This window comes from Pseudomonas soli (assembly GCF_021283165.2).
Taxonomy (GTDB): Bacteria; Pseudomonadota; Gammaproteobacteria; order Pseudomonadales; family Pseudomonadaceae; genus Aquipseudomonas; species Aquipseudomonas soli.
In genome coordinates this window covers 3245358-3261768 of the sequence record NZ_CP128543.1, presented here as the reverse complement: position 1 = coordinate 3261768, position 16411 = coordinate 3245358, and the positions used below count along the sequence as shown (strand labels likewise).

General features: G+C 65.2%; 12 protein-coding genes. 5 read left to right on the top strand and 7 right to left on the bottom strand.

Annotated elements, in window-relative coordinates; translation table 11 throughout:
* The first annotated feature begins 237 nt into the window (after positions 1–237).
* Complete coding sequence (locus tag LU688_RS15085; RefSeq protein WP_023631094.1) at positions 238–699, top strand: sterol desaturase family protein; 462 nt, start codon at positions 238–240, stop codon at positions 697–699.
* A gap of 93 nt (positions 700–792) precedes the next feature.
* Here LU688_RS15085 and LU688_RS15080 read toward each other — a convergent pair whose 3' ends face one another.
* Positions 793–1485, bottom strand: coding sequence for a hypothetical protein (locus LU688_RS15080; RefSeq protein ID WP_023631093.1), 693 nt, complete (start codon positions 1483–1485; stop codon positions 793–795).
* Positions 1486–1643: 158 nt separating this feature from the next.
* Positions 1644–2342, bottom strand: a complete 699-nt coding sequence (locus LU688_RS15075; RefSeq protein ID WP_023631092.1) for a pirin family protein — start codon at positions 2340–2342, stop codon at positions 1644–1646.
* A 187-nt stretch (positions 2343–2529) separates the two neighbouring features.
* Between LU688_RS15075 and LU688_RS15070 the strand changes: the two genes are divergently transcribed.
* Positions 2530–5034, top strand: coding sequence for a UvrD-helicase domain-containing protein (locus LU688_RS15070; protein WP_160291232.1), 2505 nt, complete (start codon positions 2530–2532; stop codon positions 5032–5034).
* A 2-nt stretch (positions 5035–5036) separates the two neighbouring features.
* Here LU688_RS15070 and LU688_RS15065 read toward each other — a convergent pair whose 3' ends face one another.
* Complete coding sequence (locus tag LU688_RS15065; RefSeq protein WP_232888137.1) at positions 5037–9668, bottom strand: dermonecrotic toxin domain-containing protein; 4632 nt, start codon at positions 9666–9668, stop codon at positions 5037–5039.
* A 222-nt stretch (positions 9669–9890) separates the two neighbouring features.
* On the opposite strand from LU688_RS15065, the gene LU688_RS15060 reads away from it, so the two are divergent.
* Positions 9891–10307 (top strand): VOC family protein, encoded by a 417-nt coding sequence (locus LU688_RS15060; protein ID WP_038706200.1) that lies wholly within the window; start codon positions 9891–9893, stop codon positions 10305–10307.
* Positions 10308–10310: 3 nt separating this feature from the next.
* Here LU688_RS15060 and LU688_RS15055 read toward each other — a convergent pair whose 3' ends face one another.
* Both LU688_RS15055 and LU688_RS15050 read right to left on the bottom strand, forming a co-directional pair.
* A complete protein-coding gene (locus LU688_RS15055; RefSeq protein ID WP_031317135.1) occupies positions 10311–10685 on the bottom strand; it encodes an MmcQ/YjbR family DNA-binding protein in 375 nt (124 codons plus the stop codon).
* A complete protein-coding gene (locus LU688_RS15050) occupies positions 10678–11580 on the bottom strand; it encodes a LysR substrate-binding domain-containing protein (RefSeq protein ID WP_038706199.1) in 903 nt (300 codons plus the stop codon). The genes LU688_RS15055 and LU688_RS15050 overlap by 8 nt, the downstream gene beginning before the upstream one ends.
* 133 nt (positions 11581–11713) lie before the next feature.
* Here LU688_RS15050 and LU688_RS15045 point away from each other — a divergent pair, with 133 nt between their 5' ends.
* Positions 11714–12325 (top strand): FMN-dependent NADH-azoreductase, encoded by a 612-nt coding sequence (locus tag LU688_RS15045; protein WP_160291234.1) that lies wholly within the window; start codon positions 11714–11716, stop codon positions 12323–12325.
* Between the two features lie 149 nt (positions 12326–12474).
* Positions 12475–13524, top strand: coding sequence for an alpha/beta hydrolase family protein (locus LU688_RS15040; protein WP_038706198.1), 1050 nt, complete (start codon positions 12475–12477; stop codon positions 13522–13524).
* Here LU688_RS15040 and LU688_RS15035 read toward each other — a convergent pair.
* On the bottom strand, positions 13483–14649 hold the full coding sequence (locus tag LU688_RS15035; protein ID WP_160291235.1) for an MFS transporter: 1167 nt from the start codon (positions 14647–14649) through the stop codon (positions 13483–13485). The genes LU688_RS15040 and LU688_RS15035 overlap by 42 nt on opposite strands.
* 171 nt (positions 14650–14820) lie before the next feature.
* On the bottom strand, positions 14821–16407 hold the full coding sequence (locus LU688_RS15030) for an ABC-F family ATPase (protein ID WP_023628643.1): 1587 nt from the start codon (positions 16405–16407) through the stop codon (positions 14821–14823).
* Between the last annotated feature and the right edge of the window lie 4 nt (positions 16408–16411).

Below are 16411 nucleotides of genomic sequence, written 5' to 3'. Positions count from 1 at the left end.
CGCAATCGACTGGGGCTACTGTCCAATGCAGGGGTCTCCTGGGTGAGGGATGCTTGAATGCGCGGCGGACCATACGCCTCGATCCGCGCTGGGTCAAGGCGTGGGGCATGACAATTGTGTTACGTCAAGCGCCGGCAGGTGCCGGCCTGGGTACATTCTTCATGGAAAATCCCTCTGAATGACCTGGCGGCAATGGTACGCTTGCGCCTTTCGTTGCCAACCCCCCCGGACCGATACATGTTGTTCAATCTCGCCGTGCTGTTCGGCACCCTGGTGGCCATGGAGGGCGTCGGCACGCTGGCCCACAAGTACGTCATGCACGGCTGGGGCTGGTGGCTGCACCGCTCGCATCACGAGCCGCAACTGGGCATGCTGGAAACCAACGACCTCTACCTGCTGGCGCTCGGGCTTATCGCCGCTGCCCTGGTGATGCTGGGCAAGGCCGGGCACGCGCCGCTGCAATGGGTTGGTGGCGGCGTGGCGGGCTATGGGCTGGCCTACGTGCTGGCCCATGACGGATTCTTCCACCGCCATTGGCCGAGGGCGCCGAAACCGGTCAACCGCTACCTCAAGCGTCTGTACCGGGCTCATCGCCTGCACCATGCGGTGAAGGGCCGCCAGGGCAGCGTGTCGTTCGGATTCTTCTATGCGCCGCCGTTGCGGGTGTTGAAGCAGCAGCTGAAACGGCGACGGGGTTGATTGCTTGGCGCCTCATTTGCCTGTTGGACCGGATACGGCTCAACCGTGCCGCTCGAGGGGCTGCGACGATGACGTTCTGCTGGCCGACCCGGCTCATTGCACCGGCAGGAAATTCATCAACAGCAGGCTTTGCGCGTAGTTCAGGCCGATCCGTCGATAGCGCTCGTCAAGCATCTGCGCCAGCAGGTCGAGGCGGGCGACGACCTTGCCGAACTCCACCGCGAAGCTGAGGTTGCTGCCTTGCTCGGAGATTTCGTTGGAAAACAGCAGGAGCACGCCATTGGCATCCTGGCGCTGGCCGAGCATCCAGGTGGCCTTCTCGATGTTGCGCGCGGCATTGTGGATGAACAACGGGTCGAGGGTGTCGGTCATGTAGAACTCGGTGCGCCCGCCATGGGCGGTGACCAGCATGCTGCCGATGGCATAGATGAACGCGCCTACCCGGTCGCCGCGAAACTCCGGGCTCAGGGCGTAGCTCAAGGCCGCCAGGTCGCGGCGCTCGCCCAACTGCGCCAGGGGCTGGCGCTGTTCGATGGCGATGCGGATCTGCCGTGCCGCGGTGGTGGCGTCGAGGTAGCCCGATTGCCGCCACTGGTTGGGGTTGCGCAGGTACAGCTTGTTCATCAGCAGATACAGGCTTTGCAGGTTGTCGCGCATGGCCAGGGTGGCCATGCGGTCGACGCTGGTCTGGAACAGCTCGTCGGGCTTGCCGTTGCCGAACTGGGTGAGCATGTCACGGCCCTGCTGCTGGGTGCAGGCAACCAGGCACGCCAGGCTGCCGGCCATCAGCAGTAGGCGAGGAAACGGAAAGCGTCTTCGTGCGGCCATCGGCACCGGTTGGAAAAGGCGGTCCCACCGGGGATCGGTGGGACCTGGCCATGCATAGAGCGCACAAACGCGAAAAAGTGCGATATCGGCCTGCGCCGGCGGCCGGCCAAGGTCGATCAGGCTACATCGACCAGCACGATTTCGCTGTCTTCCAGCGCGGTCACCTTGAGCAGCGTTTCCTGCTCGATCGCCACCCCGTCACGGGCCTTGGCTTGCAAGCCGTTCACTTCAATCCGTCCCTTGGCAGGTACCAGGTAGCCGCGGCGGCCCTCATCGAGGCGGTACTCGGCGCTTTCACCGGCGCGCAGGGTCGCGGCCACCAGGCGCGCGTCGGTGCGGATGCGCAGGCTGTCGTCATCGCCTTCGCGGCCGCTGGCCAGGGTCACGAAGCCTTCGCCACGTTCGCCCTTGGGGAAGGGGCGGCTACCCCAGGAGGGCGCATCACCGACCTTTTCCGGGATGATCCAGATCTGGAAGATCCGCGTGTCGACCTTCTCCAGGTTGTACTCGCTGTGGACGATGCCGCTGCCAGCGCTCATGACCTGCACGTCGCCAGCTTCAGTGCGGCCCTTGTTGCCCAGGCTGTCCTGATGGGTGATGGCGCCTTCGCGAACGTAGGTGATGATCTCCATGTCACGGTGCGGGTGCGGCGGGAAGCCAGCACCGGCCGCGATCAGGTCGTCGTTCCACACGCGCAGGTTGCCCCAGTGCATGCGTGCCGGGTCATGGTACTCGGCGAAGGAGAAGTGATGATGGGCGTCGAGCCAGCCGTGGTTGGCGTGGCCAAGGCTTTCGAAGGGTCGCAGTTGCAGCATGGTGGCGCTCCTATGAGTCGGTGGAATGAGGTCATGATGCGCGTTTAAAATATCGATAAAAAGCGTAAATATCGGCTAAATACAATCGTTAAATTCGATAATTTAGTTTGCGACTCTGCATGCGCTTCATCGCCTAATCCACTGATCCATAAGCATTCGCTGGCACTTTTGCGCGGATGAGGCGAACATGCCGGCTGTTCTGATTTTCAACGGAGTGACCGTGCCGCACGAGCATCCCCGGGCCCCGGCCGACCTGACCCCTCCCGCACAGTTGCCCTGGTTGCGTCGCCTGGTCGCGCGCCTGTTGGGCCGCGGTTTGTCGCGCCTGCAGGCGCAGCATCGCGACTCCTGGTTCCTCGGCCACGCCACGGGGCAGCGCAACGGCCATGCCGATGGCTTGCGTGAGGGCTACGAGCAAGGCCGGGTCGATGGCTATGAGGCCGGGCGCCAGGTCCTGGTGATCCGCGATACCCGCCCGGACCAGGCTGCGACGCCGGGACGTGATGACAACCTGTTCGACGACTGGCGCCTGCCGGTGACCGCCGAGCTGAAAAGGCGCTTCAAGGCTGATGTCGCCAAGCGGTTGCCTGGCGAGGCTCAACCGAGCGCGGCGCAATGGAAGTTGATTTTCAGCGACACGCCCTCGACCTGCGTGGTGGCCGGCGCCGGCGCCGGCAAGTCGACTTCTTTGGTGCTGCGCATCCTGCTGCTGCGCCACTACCTGGGCTTCGAGCTCGATGCCCTGACCGTGGTGACCTTCACCCGCGAGTCGCGCCGTGACTTCATCCAGCGCCTGCTGCAGGTGTTCGCCCTGTGGCAGCTCGAATTGTCGCCTGCCCAGGGGCGAGAGCTGGTGCGTACATTCCATTCGCGCATCCTGCCGTTGGTGCGCAGCCTGCCGGGTTTTGCCCAGGTGCGGGCGTTCGAGACCCTGGGCAACGAAATGCCCGCAGGCGGTGAGGCGAATGCTGACAGCAACCCGTTCGACCTGCGCCTGAACGATGCCCAACGCCAGCAGCTCAACCAGTGCTACAGCGACCTGCTGGGCCAGAGCCCGCGTTTCGTCCAGCTGGTCGGCGCGTTGCGCCAGGAGGCGCTGCTGCTCAAGCCGCTGGACCCGGACCACCCGGATGTGCAGAAGCGTGTACAGGTAACCCAGCTGGCCGCCCAGCGCGACGACGAATTGTGCGATGTGATCGAGGACCTGTGGTTTACCGCCGGTGCCTGGCCAATCAAGGGTATCGAGCCGTGCCGGGACACGGTGCAGATCCGCGGCAGCCGCTTTCATGTCCATGGCCGTCTGGAAGGGCTGGACGCCTGGGTGGTATTGGGCTTCGACCCGTCTGAAAGCGCCCAGTACCAGCGGCCGGGCGCCAAGCTGGCGGTGCGCGCGGAATGGGCGGTAAAGCGCACCCTATTTCAAGCTTTTTGCGATAAGCCATTGATATGGCTTGATAATTATGCGGCGGCAAAACGACTTGCGACGTCCTTGGCGGGTGATGCCGTGGCCGGTCCGGGCTTCGAGTACAAGGTGAAGGGCGAGCTGGCTCCGGCGCCCTTGCTCGACGCCTTCGTCAGCGCCGCCAGCTTCATTGAGAACCTCGGCCTGGACGTCAACACCGCCGTGGCCGCCATGAACTTCCCGTCCGGCGACAGCGACGCGGCATTCTTCGAGGCCCTCGCGCTGTTCTGGAAAGCACTGGAAGCACACCTGCTGGCGCAGTCGCCGCCGGTGATGACCTACAACCGCATGTTTGCCCTGTTTGGCGAGAACAATCCGGAGAACCTCGGGTTGCTCCCCGATCCCTTGCTACGCCCATTGGCGCATCTGATGATCGACGAGTTCCAGGACGTCTCGCCGCAGATCGTCAGTTGGCTGCGTGCCTGCCTCGCCGAAATCCGTCGCCGTGGGCCGGCCATGCACAGCGGGCGGGTGGCGCAACATTCATCGCTGATGTGCGTGGGCGATGACTGGCAGTCGATCTACGGCTGGCGCGGCAGCTCGCCGAAATACTTCATGGAGTTCACCAAGGCCTTCCCGTCACCGGCCAACACGCGGGTGATGCTGGTGGAAAACTACCGCAGCCAGCAGTACATCATCGAGGCCGCCGAGCATCTGGTCAAAGGCGCCTCGGCCATCACCGGCAAGAAGGCCAGGGCCAGTGGGCTGGCGGCCGAGCTGCCGCTGTCGCCGGTGAAGGTCTTCGACCGGGACGAGGCCGCACTGGCCGAAACGGTGATCGAGCATTACCAGCGCGGTGAAACGGTACTAATGCTGTTTCGAAAAACAAGCGATAAGTTATTGATTGAAAAGCATTTGTCGCAAATAGCTAAAGTGGATTCTAGCTTGCCGCCCAGCCAGCGCCGCCTGCGCCAGTTGACCTATCACAGTGCCAAGGGACTACAGGCTGACACGGTGTTCATGCTTGGCGATTGCCAATACCTGACCAGCTCGCCCTATAAGAACCAGGTCTATCGCCTGGCCGGCCTGGGCAAACCAGCAGACGCCCAGGCATTCGATACGGCGCAGAAAGAAGAGGTACAGCGCCTGGCCTACGTGGCGGTGACGCGGGCGGTCCGGCAATGCTATTGGCACGTGGAGAAAGCCAGCGGCGAGGCTGCCGGGCAGGCACGTGCGTCGAGCCAAGTCCTGGGGCAGGAGGCCTTTTTCGAAGACCTGCGCGGCCAGTAGGCTCAGTTGTTGGGGTCGCGGCGGCGGGTCAGGCGCAGGTAGAGAGCATCTTCTTCCTCTTCAAGGCCCAGGGCCATGCGGTTCATCCCCTCGACGTAACCCTCGCTGGCGATGGGTTCACGCAGGGGCTGGCCATCCTCGCCCAGCGGGCTGCGACCCAAGGCCTGGGTCAGCGCTTCGATCACCGGTGCTTCGAGCGCGCCGTCGAGGTCGTTGCCCTCAAGGTAGTCCATGCCGGTGTCCCAGCGTTTTCTGAGCATCTCGAACCGGGCTCTGTTCTCCTGGCGCAGCAGGCGTCGCCAACTTGGTTGCCGGGCGATCCACTGGCGGCGAGCCTCGGCGTCCCGGTCCCGGGCGTCGACTTCCTCCAACACCGCTTCCTCGGTCCACGGCGAGATTTCGGCCGTGTGGCGGTACAACATCGCCTGCTGGGGCTCGGGGAAGTCCAGGCGCCTGGCCAGGCCGGTACGCAGGGCCAAGCGTATCTCGATCAGGTCCAGGCCTTCACCGACGCCATTGTGCAGCACGTCGTCGGACAAGGTGTCAAAGCGATGCAGGGCTGGCAGCACGGGCCTGGCGCCACGCTCGGCCAGCGGCCGGGTGGCCCAGGCATCCCGAGCGCGCAGGGCATCTCGCCGAGCTACGCGGGCGTTGAACAGGTCCTGGGCCAAGGTGTTCACCTGGTCACGCCGGAACAGGCGCCGGAAGAACTGGAACAGTGGTGGGGTGGCGACTTCCGCGCCTGCGGACTCATCGTAGGCCATCACTTCGATCTGCAAGGTGCCGAAACCATCGGCGCCTGCATCGCCACAGCTCACCGGGAACTCATCGGCCACGTCGTCCAGGCGTGCACGAAGGCGAGTACTGGCGCTTGCGCGCTCGAGCAGTGCCCATACCTGGCGGGCAAATGCTCGGGGATGGCGATGGGCACTGGCCGACAGGCCCGCCTGTTCGACGACTTGGCGCAGGCTGGCATGCTCGTCTGCGTCGAATAGCGCTGCCCACATTGCCCGCTGTTGCTGGCTGGCGCTTTGCAACCAGTCGATTCGGCATGGTGACACGGTGCCGTCGATCCCCTCGACACGTTGTTCGACCGAAGCGCCGGCAATCTGCAGGCTTTCGCGGGTTGTCTCGTCCAACGGGTTGTCGTTGAACCGCCAGCGGTATGACGCACGCCTGGCCAACAGTTCACCCAGGAAGGGAGAGGACAACAGGGCGGGCAGCCCCGGTACCTGTTCGATGCCGTTATTGCTCAGGTCCACCACCCGCAGCATGCAAGGATTGCGCTGCATCAGGCTGCTCAACCCAGTAGGCCACAGGCGCAGTCGGCTGCTATCCAGGCGCAAGGTCGCGAGGTTGTCCAGGCCGGTCAGGTTGGGACTGGTGGCGAGGGGGTTGTTGCTCAGGAGCAAGTGGCGCAGTGGTCGCATCGAACTGAATAAATCCGCTGTGTCGGCATCCAGCGCAATACGATTGGCGCGTAGGTCCAGCGTTTCCAGCGGCAGTCCGGTGAGCATCCGCAGGTCAGGCAAGGTGAGCGTCAACTGGTGATGTGGCATTTCCAGGATGCGCAGGTCCTGCAAGGTGGGGAGTACCTCATGGGCCACGGCGGGCAGCGCGCCCAGGCGCGTGCCACTCAAGCGAAGCTCCTGCAACCGTGGGGCGTGTCGCAATGCCTGCAGCACCGAGCTGGCGCTCAACTGGGAGCTGTTTCGCACATCGACGCGCCTGAGTGCCGGGAAGGCCTGCAGGAAGTCGGCGGGCATCTCGATCACATTGAGATTCTCCAGCGACAGCGTGGTGATATGGTCGAAGCGTGCCGTGAGTATCGGCAGGGCGTCGAGGGCGACATTGGAAAGACTCAGCATGTCGCCGTCCAGACGTTGCCAGGCCCGCACGAGCAGGTCTGCGGTCCTGGCGTAGCCCGCACCGACTTCGTCACCCCAGTCTTGGGTGCCTCTGTCGGTCCAGGCGTGCAGCTGTTCGCGCAGCGAGGACAGCTGGATGCGCAGCGCCTGTATCTGTTCGGCCACACCTGCGCGGACGCGCAGGGTGGCCAGTAACTGGCGCACCTCGCGACCGTTGAGCCCCGGGTACAGGGCATGCAGCTCGCGCTCTGCCCGCGTGGCGAACAAACCGGGGCTCAGTGGATAGCCGTAACGCCCGTCGCTCAGGCGCAAAGGTGAGTGCCAGCCCGGTTGTGACGGTTGCTGGCCGAGCATGCGTGCGGTCGCTGGGCGGTTGGCCAGGGCTGCGTGATAGCACTGTTCGGGCGTCCATTGCGGGTGTGCGGCCAACAGGCTGTCGCTGATCAGCCGGCTGTCGGCATTGGCCAGGCTGGGGCGATACAAGCCCAGGATCGCCCTGTCCAGCCGGCACCGGGCTTGCAACAGCCGCGCCTCTTCGGCCAACCGCAGGGGGACCCGCCCGCTGAGAAGGGCTTGCCGTTCGGCGCCGTTGGCGGTGGCCACCAGCTCTTCCAGTGCTTGCATGGGCAGTCCGGAGAACACGCGCCCGATCGTCAGCGCCGCAGCGCAACCCGGCGGGGCCGGGACTTGATGGAGGCTGTCGGCCTTGAGTCGCCGCAAGGCGTCCTCCAGTAGCGCGGGGGCGCGCCGGCCGTTGACGTGCATCTGCTCGAGCACGCCGCGCTCCAGGCCGGTGCTGTCGAGTGCCGCAATCAGCTCCTCGTCGGTCAGCCCGTCGCCAAGCGGTCCCAGCCGGCGCATCAGTTTTGCCCGCTCCCAGTCTTGTGGTCGCTCGTGCGCCATGCGCCAGGCACCGCTGCCATTGCCGTACAGCGCTGGCTGATAGGCGCGAGGGTCGGCAGGGTGTACAACGCGCCATTGTCCCTCGAGGCCGCGGCGGATTTCGTGGAGCGTACCGTCCAGGTCGACGAAATGCCGGTCATCATGGTGAAAGATGCCTTGCTCGTCGGGCTCAAGGCCCGCCGGTAACTCCACCGGGCTGCGGTAATGCTCGAGTTCAGGGTGCCATAGCAGTTCCTGGCCCTCCAGCCACAGGCTTTGCATCCAATCGACGAACCCACAGGCCTGGGCCAGCTTGGTAACACCGGCGATGGCGGTCACGCTGCCCAGGTTGATCAGAAGCGACTCGACCTGGTTCACCGCTTGCGCGTTGTCACCTTCGGACCAGGCTTCGAAGCCGTGGAAAATACTTGCCATGACCTGGCCTGCGCCCACGGCCAGCATGGCGACATCCAGTCCGGGAACGAACATGGCCGCCACGCCGAGCACATTCAGGCCACGCTCGCGCCACAAAGCCAGGCGCTCACGCCGGGCCTTGGCATCGACGTCCTCCGTTGGCACCGCGATGCAGCGGGCGTCCTCCCGCAGGCGGTGTACGTGGTCATTGAACAGCTTCGGCCATACGGGGAAGCCGACAGCGACTTCATGGATCGCCAGTGCGGGGAAGCGGATGGGAGCGGGCGGATCCTGCTGCTGTAGCAAGGGGGTGGCCGGCAGGCCTTGCCAGGGATGTAGGCCTGGCTCGGTTTCGGCGAAAGCGGGAGACGGCGTTTCCAGCGGGCGCATGCCGCTCGCAGTGGCTCCGAACAGTCTGGCCCTGAGCTTGCTCGCCATGCCTGGGCGGTCCTTAAGGGCAACATGCTCCAGGAAGCGTTCGCGATAGGCGGGCGCCAGCAAGCGACGACGCAAGTACCTGCCGAAGGCCAGCAGGTTGTCGAACTCCTGCACCGGTCGCGCATGGTCAAAAGGCAAGTAGGCGATGCACGACGGCGTGGACTGGCCGCTCGATGTCAACACCAACAGATCGTGCAACTGGGTATCGAGCATGCGCAACACCGCTACCCTGGCCGGTGCACCTCGGTAGCGCGGCATCGAACCGGTGCTACTGAGCTGTCGCACGGCCTGGAGGCCGTCGTCGGTCAGGTGTCCGCGCATCCGTGCGATCAACGCCTGTACGGTGAGCTCATGGCACCGGGCCTGACTCCACAGGGCGCACAACAGCGTTCTACGCTGACCGCCGTAGATATCCTGCAGGTGCTCCTGGTAGCGCCGGCCCAGGTCGAGCAGACGGCAATGGGTGACAAACGCGGCAGTGCTCAGGCCGGGTAGAGCACTGCTGTCGTCGGCACTGACTTGCAGGCTGCTGTAAGGGCCGACCTCGGCCACGCCCTCGAAATTGTGCAGGGCCGCTTCGAGCAGGCTGGTGAGACTGGCGGTGCCCGCCGGTTCCTCGATCGTGGCCGGAGTGCTTGGGGCATGATGGGACGCGTCCGGGTCGGGGAATTCGCCACCCAGGCTCGACGTGAACGGCTGATGCCTGAACCGGGCCTGTGTCACCGCCACCTGACTGCCCAGTCGTGCCTGCAGCAGCGGCTCGCAGAACTCGGTGATACCGCGCAAGTCTTGCAGTGCCTTGGCCAGAGCCAGGTGGCTCGTCGCGCGCTGCTTGATGGCCTGGCGCAACTCGGCCTGGCGGGCGGCCGGGGCCTGGGCGAACCAGGGGGCTGGCTGCCCGTCTTGCTGGATATGCTCGCGGTGGGCGCGCCGCAGCAGTCTGCTGACGTGGTGGGGGTGCAGGTGCCTGGTCCAGCCCGGCAGGCTGCGCAGGATCTGTTCCTGGTGGTAGGGCGGTTCGCTGTGGTGCATGGTCGCATTCCAAAAGTGGGAGCGGCCATTCAAGGGCAGTTAGCGGCGCCTGGAGCGGTACATGATTGCTGCTGCCACCAGGGCAATGGCTGACACGCCCACGGTCTTTTGCCCCACAAAGGCTGTGCTGTACCCACCGTCGGTCATTGACGCCAATGGCCTAGGGTGTCTTCGCAGGTCGGCTGCTATGGTCTAGGCAAAGCCTGATCGTGGAGCTTCGCCATGCCAGCTTTCGCCATACTACGCATCGACCATGTCGTCCTGCGCGTCAGCGACCTGACCCGCAGCCTGGCTTTCTATCACGAGCTGCTCGGCTGCCCGGTGCGCAAGCGTCGGGACACACTGGGGATGATCCACCTTGGCGCCGGTGACGGCCTGATCGACCTGGTGGCGGTCGACGGCCCGCTGGGGCGCCAGGGCGGCGAGGCGCCCGGCCAGTGTGGGCATAATGTCGATCATGTCTGCCTGCGCATCGAGCCGTTCGAGGAACAGGCGCTGAGCGCGCTGTTGCACGAGGCCGGTGTCAGGGTGGAGGCTGCCGAGAAGCGTTACGGAGCCGAAGGTGAGGGCATGTCGCTGTACTGCTTCGACCCGGACGGCAACCGGATCGAGCTCAAAGGGCCGCCATTACCGGGTTGAAGCCTAGGCGTCCGCTGTCCCCAGCAGCAACCCAACCTGCTGGCGCCTGGGCAAGCGTCGCACCACCAGTTGGTGCGAGCGGCGCAGCAGGTCGCTCAGCTCGTCGCGGCCCATGGGATAGGGCGGCAGCATGCTGATCCACTTTGCCCGTGCCAGGTACGGGGCCGGGCGGATTCCGGGGCGGTCGCAATAACCCAGGAACAGCTCGTCGGCCACCTTGAACGACAGGCCCGCGCCGCCCAGGTCCTGCACGGCGAACATCTTGTTGCCGGCCACCGAGAACACACGGATGCCACCCCACTTGTAGTCTTCCTGAGCGCCCGGCAGGGCCAGGCACAGCGCCGCCACTTGCTCCTCGGTCATCCTTTTCTCAGACATAACGCTCTCCACAGGCCTCGAACGAGGTTGCCAGGTGATCGATCCATGCGCGTACTGCTGGAAGCAGGCCGCGCCGATGCGGATAGACCGCCTGCAGGTAGCCGCCAGGCAGCGACCAGTCTGGCAGCAGGCGCACCAGTTCGCCACGGGCCAGTTCCTCCTCGCAGAACATCGACGGCAGGGCGGTAAAGCCCAGGCCGGCGCGTACCGCGGCATTGCGCACGACGAAGTCGTCGATGGCCAGGCGCGGCTCCAGGGCGACTTCCTCCTGCCGCCCGTTGGGGCCATGCAGGCGAAAATGCACCAGCCGGTCAGCCTCGGCAGCGCCCAGCACCGGCAGGGTCGCCAGTTGTGCAGGCTCGCGGATATGGTCGGCAAACCCTGGTGCGGCCACCAGTTGCATCTGCGCCTGGCGCAGGCGTCGGGTGACCAAGGCTGGGTCCTCATCGCCCAGGTCGCGCACGCGCAGGGCCACGTCGATGCCTTCGGAGATCAGGTCGACCCGGCGGTTGAGCAGCACCATGTCCAGTTGCACCAAGGGGTACTGGGCGAGGAAGCGGCTGATGATATCTGGCAGGAATGCATGGGCCAGGGCCACGGGGCACGAGACGCGCAGCCGGCCGCGGGGCTCGCTGGACATGCTGGCCACCACTTCATCGGCCATCTCCGCCTCCAGCAGCATGGCCTGGCAATGGTTCAGGTAGCGCTCGCCCACGGCGGTGAGCTTGAGTTGCCGGGTGGTGCGCTGCAGCAAACGCGTGCCAAGACGCTCTTCCAGCTCGGCGATGCGCCGCGACAGGCGCGACTTGGGAATGCCCAGCTGGCGCCCGGCAGCAGCGAAGCCACCGGCTTCGACCACCCGGGCGAAGTAGAAGAGATCGTTGAGGTCTTGCATTTGATAGTCTCATTGTTCCATCAATGGAACAAACTAACGCGTTTTTGCCGACTTATCAGCTATTCGATGTGCCGATAGGATTCTCTACATCGTGATCGCCCACCGCCGCGGTCTTCATTCACAGGAGAGTCCCATGAAACTGTTGCATATCGATTCGAGCATCCTGGGCGACAATTCCGCCTCCCGCCAGCTGAGCCGCGAAGTGGTCGAGGCCTGGAGGGCCGCCGACCCGAGCATCGAGGTGGTCTACCGCGACCTGGCCAGCGACGCCATCAGCCACTTCTCCGCCGCCACCCTCGTGGCCGCCGGCACCCCCGAGGAAATGCGCGATGCCGCACAGGCTCATGAAGCCAAGCTCAGTGCGGAAACACTGGCAGAGTTCCTCGCCGCCGACGCGGTGGTGATCGGTGCGCCGATGTACAACTTCACCGTGCCGACCCAGCTCAAGGCCTGGATCGACCGCGTGGCGGTGGCCGGCCAGACCTTCCGCTACACCGAAGCCGGCCCGCAAGGCCTGTGCGGTGACAAGAAAGTGATCCTGGTGTCCACCGCCGGTGGCCTGCACCAGGGCCAGCCGACCGGTGTCGGCCATGAGGACTTCCTCAAGGTGTTCCTCGGCTTCATCGGCATCACCGACCTGGAAATCGTCCGCGCCCACGGCCTGGCCTATGGCCCTGAGCACCGCGCCAAGGCCATCGATGCCGCCCAGGCGCAGATCGCAGGTGAGCTGTTCGCCGCTGCCTGATTGTTGCCACCGATTCAAAGCCGGCTGTCGCCTCGTGCGCCAGCCGGCTTTTTTTCATCCAGTTTTCATGTGCCGCCAGCGCACCGGGTTCTATGCTGGCATCCATACCCGTGTACCGCGCAGTGCCTTGAACCTGGGAGCGCCCTGCGATGAAGCGAAGCAGCCTGCTGATGGCGCTATTCCTGCTGGGCGGCCTATTGGCCCGCGCCGATGCAGCGCCGTGGGTGGCCGGATTGCACCGGCTGACCCTGGTCGACCCGGTGGACGCAAAGCCCATGCAGGCCCTGGCGTTCTACCCCTCCAGCGGCGAGGCGCGCCCGGTACGCATCGAGGGCTACCAGACCCGTGTCGCCGAAGAGGCACCGGTAGCCATGGGCCAGTTCCCGCTGCTGGTGATCTCCCATGGAAACACCGGCAGCCCGATGGCCCTGCATGACCTGGCCAACGGCCTGGCCCGACAGGGCTTCGTGGTGGTGGCGGTGGTCCATCCCGGCGACAACAACCGCGACCATAGCCGCCTGGGCACCCTCAGCAACCTCTATGGCCGGCCGCTGCAGATCAGCGCCGCGATCACAGCGGCGCGAAACGACAGACTGCTCGCGCCGTACCTGAATGATGGCAAGGTCGGGGTGATTGGCTATTCCGCCGGTGGCGAGACCGCGCTGATCCTTTCTGGCGCGCGGCCCGACCTTGAACGCCTGCGCCGCTACTGCGAGCAACGCCCAGGTGACGCCGACGCCTGCAAGACCCATGGCGTGCTGATCGCCGACCACAGTGAACTGGCGCCCCGCGCCGACGCCAGGGTGGGCGCGGTGATGCTGATGGCGCCGCTGAGCCTGATGTTCGGTCGCCACGCCCTGGCCGGCGTGCAGGTGCCGGCGCTGATCTACAGCGGCGACAACGACCAATTACTGGCCCTGGAGCACAACGCCGATGCCCTGGCGCGCAAGCTGCCGGTAACACCTGACTACCGCCTGCTGGCCGGTGCCGGGCACTTCGTGTTCATGGCCCCCTGCGACGACGAGCAACACCTGCGCATGCCGGTACTGTGCAAGGACGCCGAGGGTGTCGACCGTCGACATATCCATCGCTCGCTGCGCAGCGAGACTACCGCCTTCTTCAGCCAGGCACTGGGCGCACCGGAGCCCGCCGAACGTTCAGCCGCGGCGGGCCAGCAACAGGGTCAGGCCCACCCCTGACAGGGCGAGCAGGGCGGCGACGGCGAAGATCGAGGCATACCCCAGGTGTACTGCCACCGCGCCCATCACCGGGCCGGCGACAGCCAGCGCCAGGTCGAAGAACACCGCGTAGGCGCCCAGCCCGGCGCCACGGCTGCTGCTGGGTACCTGGCGGATTGCCTCGACTCCCAGGGCCGGGTACACCAGCGACAGGCCGAAGCCAGTCAGCCCGGCGCCGAGCATCGCCCACAGCGGCGAGGGCGCCAGCCACAGCATGGTCAAGCCCAGGACCTCGGTGGTCATGCAGGCGATGGCCACGTTGTAGCCGCCGAAGCGGTTGACCGCGTTGACGAACAGCAGCCGCGACAGGATGAAGCACAGGCCGAAGGCGCTCAGGCACCAGGCTGCGCCGACCCAGCCGCGCTCCAGATAGTACAGGGTGACGAAGGTGGTCAGGGTGCCGTAGCCGATCGATGCCAGGGTCAGCCCCAGGCCGCAAGGCGCCACCCGCCCGAACGCCGACCAGAACGGCAACCGTTCCCCGCCGGCTACCACGACCTCGGGGCGCGTGCGCAGCACCAGCAGGGCCGATAGCGCCAGCAGCAACAGCGCCGGGCCGAGCACGGCGAAGCTCAGGCTGTCCACCAGCAGCACGCCGGCCGGCGCGCCTATCGCGATGGCGCCATAGGAGGCGATGCCGTTCCAGGAAATGACCCGGGCGGTATGTTCCGGCCCCACCTGGCCGATCCCCCAGCTCAAGGTCGCGACGCCGATCAGCCCCTGGGCGATCCCCAGCAGCAGTCGGCCGCCCAACAGCAGCGCCAGGCTCAGCCAGGGCAGGGCGAGGGTCCAGGCTGAAAGCAGGGTCAGCACGCCGCAACCGGCGATGCCGTACAGGCCATAGCGGATGGCGCGCTTGCCGCCCAGGGTGTCCGCCACCCGCCCTGCAAAAGGCCGGCTGAGCAGGGTGGCCAGGTACTGCAGGCCGATGGTCAGGCCGGCGATCACCGCGCCGAAGCCCAGTTGATCGTGCACATGGCCAGGCAGCACCGCGATCGGCAGGCCGATGCAGAGGAAAGCGATGAAGGTGTAGAAGACGATCGAGAGGATCTGCAGGGTGACACTGGAAGCGTGAGGGGCTGTCATGGGCTCGTTCGCGGGCGGGCGGTGGGGCTGTGCCCATCATGGCTGCGGCGCGAGGGAAAAGGAAGCAGGCTAACTAATTAAACGCAGCGCGGGGCAAGCCCGCTCCTGCGAATGCCGCGAAGGCATTGCAGAAGCGGGCTTGCCCCGCGATGAAGATCACTCAGCGCTGGATCAGACCACCACACCCTGGCTGCGCAGGTAGTCGTCATAGGTGCCGCTGAAGTCCACCACGCCTTCGGGCGTCAGCTCGATGATGCGGGTGGCCAGCGACGACACGAACTCACGGTCGTGGCTGACGAACAGCAGGGTGCCCGGGTAGTTTTCCAGCGCCAGGTTCAGCGCCTCGATCGACTCCATGTCCAGGTGGTTGGTCGGTTCGTCCATCACCAGTACGTTGGGCTTTTGCAGGATCAGCTTGCCGAACAGCATGCGGCCCTGTTCACCACCGGAGATCACCTTCACCGACTTGAGGATCTCGTCGTTGGAGAACAGCATGCGCCCCAGGGTGCCGCGGATCACTTGCTCGCCGCTGGTCCACTGGCCCATCCAGTCGAACAGCGTCACGTCGTCCTCGAAATCGTGGGCGTGGTCCTGGGCGTAGTAGCCCACTTCGGCGCTGTCGGTCCACTTCACCGCGCCAGCGTCCGGCTTCATCTCGCCGACCAGGGTGCGCAGCAGGGTGGTCTTGCCGATACCGTTTGGGCCGATGATCGCCACGCGCTCGCCGGCTTCGATGGTGAAGCTGAAGTCCTTGAACAGCACCTTGTCGTCGAAGGCCTTGGCCATTTTCTCGACGATCACCGCCTGGCGGTGCAGCTTTTTCGTCTGCTCGAAGCGGATGAACGGGCTGACACGGCTCGATGGCTTGACCTCGGCCAGCTGGATCTTGTCGATCTGCTTGGCGCGCGAGGTGGCCTGCTTGGCCTTGGAGGCGTTGGCCGAGAAGCGGCTGACGAAGGTCTGCAGCTCGGCGATCTGGGCTTTCTTCTTGGCGTTGTCCGACAGCAGTTGCTCGCGCGACTGGGTGGCCGCGGTCATGTATTCGTCGTAGTTGCCCGGGAACAGGCGCAGTTCACCGTAGTCCAGGTCGGCCATGTGGGTGCAGACGCTGTTGAGGAAGTGACGGTCGTGGGAAATGATGATCATGGTGCTGTTACGCGCCGTGAGGATCGTTTCCAGCCAGCGAATGGTGTTGATGTCCAGGTGGTTGGTCGGCTCGTCGAGCAGCAGCACGTCCGGGTCGGAGAACAGCGCCTGGGCCAGCAGCACGCGCAGTTTCCAGCCTGGCGCCACTTCGCTCATCGGGCCGAAGTGCTGTTCCAGGGGAATGCCCAGGCCCAGCAGCAGTTCGCCGGCGCGGGATTCGGCGGTGTAGCCGTCCATCTCGGCGAACTCGGTTTCCAGCTCGGCGACGGCCATGCCGTCTTCCTCGGTCATTTCCGGCAGCGAGTAGATGCGATCGCGCTCGGCCTTGACCTTCCACAGCTGCTCGTGGCCCATGATCACGGTGTCGATCACGGTGAATTCTTCATAGGCGAACTGGTCCTGGCGCAGCTTGCCCAGGCGGGTGTTGGGCTCGAGCATCACCTGGCCGCCGGACGGCTCAAGGTCGCCGCCGAGGATCTTCATGAAGGTCGACTTGCCGCAACCGTTGGCGCCGATCAGGCCATAGCGGTTGCCGTTGTTGAATTTGACCGAGACGTTTTCGAACAGGGGCTTGGAGCCGAACTGCATGGTGATATTGGCGGTAGAAATCAAGTGC

Coding starts and splice junctions, on each gene's coding strand:
- LU688_RS15085 (WP_023631094.1), top strand. CDS start 238: ATGTTGTTCAATCTCGCCGTGCTGTTCGGCACCCTGGTGGCCATGGAG.
- LU688_RS15080 (WP_023631093.1), bottom strand. CDS start 1,485: ATGGCCGGCAGCCTGGCGTGCCTGGTTGCCTGCACCCAGCAGCAGGGC.
- LU688_RS15075 (WP_023631092.1), bottom strand. CDS start 2,342: ATGCTGCAACTGCGACCCTTCGAAAGCCTTGGCCACGCCAACCACGGC.
- LU688_RS15070 (WP_160291232.1), top strand. CDS start 2,530: ATGCCGGCTGTTCTGATTTTCAACGGAGTGACCGTGCCGCACGAGCAT.
- LU688_RS15065 (WP_232888137.1), bottom strand. CDS start 9,668: ATGCACCACAGCGAACCGCCCTACCACCAGGAACAGATCCTGCGCAGC.
- LU688_RS15060 (WP_038706200.1), top strand. CDS start 9,891: ATGCCAGCTTTCGCCATACTACGCATCGACCATGTCGTCCTGCGCGTC.
- LU688_RS15055 (WP_031317135.1), bottom strand. CDS start 10,685: ATGTCTGAGAAAAGGATGACCGAGGAGCAAGTGGCGGCGCTGTGCCTG.
- LU688_RS15050 (WP_038706199.1), bottom strand. CDS start 11,580: ATGCAAGACCTCAACGATCTCTTCTACTTCGCCCGGGTGGTCGAAGCC.
- LU688_RS15045 (WP_160291234.1), top strand. CDS start 11,714: ATGAAACTGTTGCATATCGATTCGAGCATCCTGGGCGACAATTCCGCC.
- LU688_RS15040 (WP_038706198.1), top strand. CDS start 12,475: ATGAAGCGAAGCAGCCTGCTGATGGCGCTATTCCTGCTGGGCGGCCTA.
- LU688_RS15035 (WP_160291235.1), bottom strand. CDS start 14,649: ATGACAGCCCCTCACGCTTCCAGTGTCACCCTGCAGATCCTCTCGATC.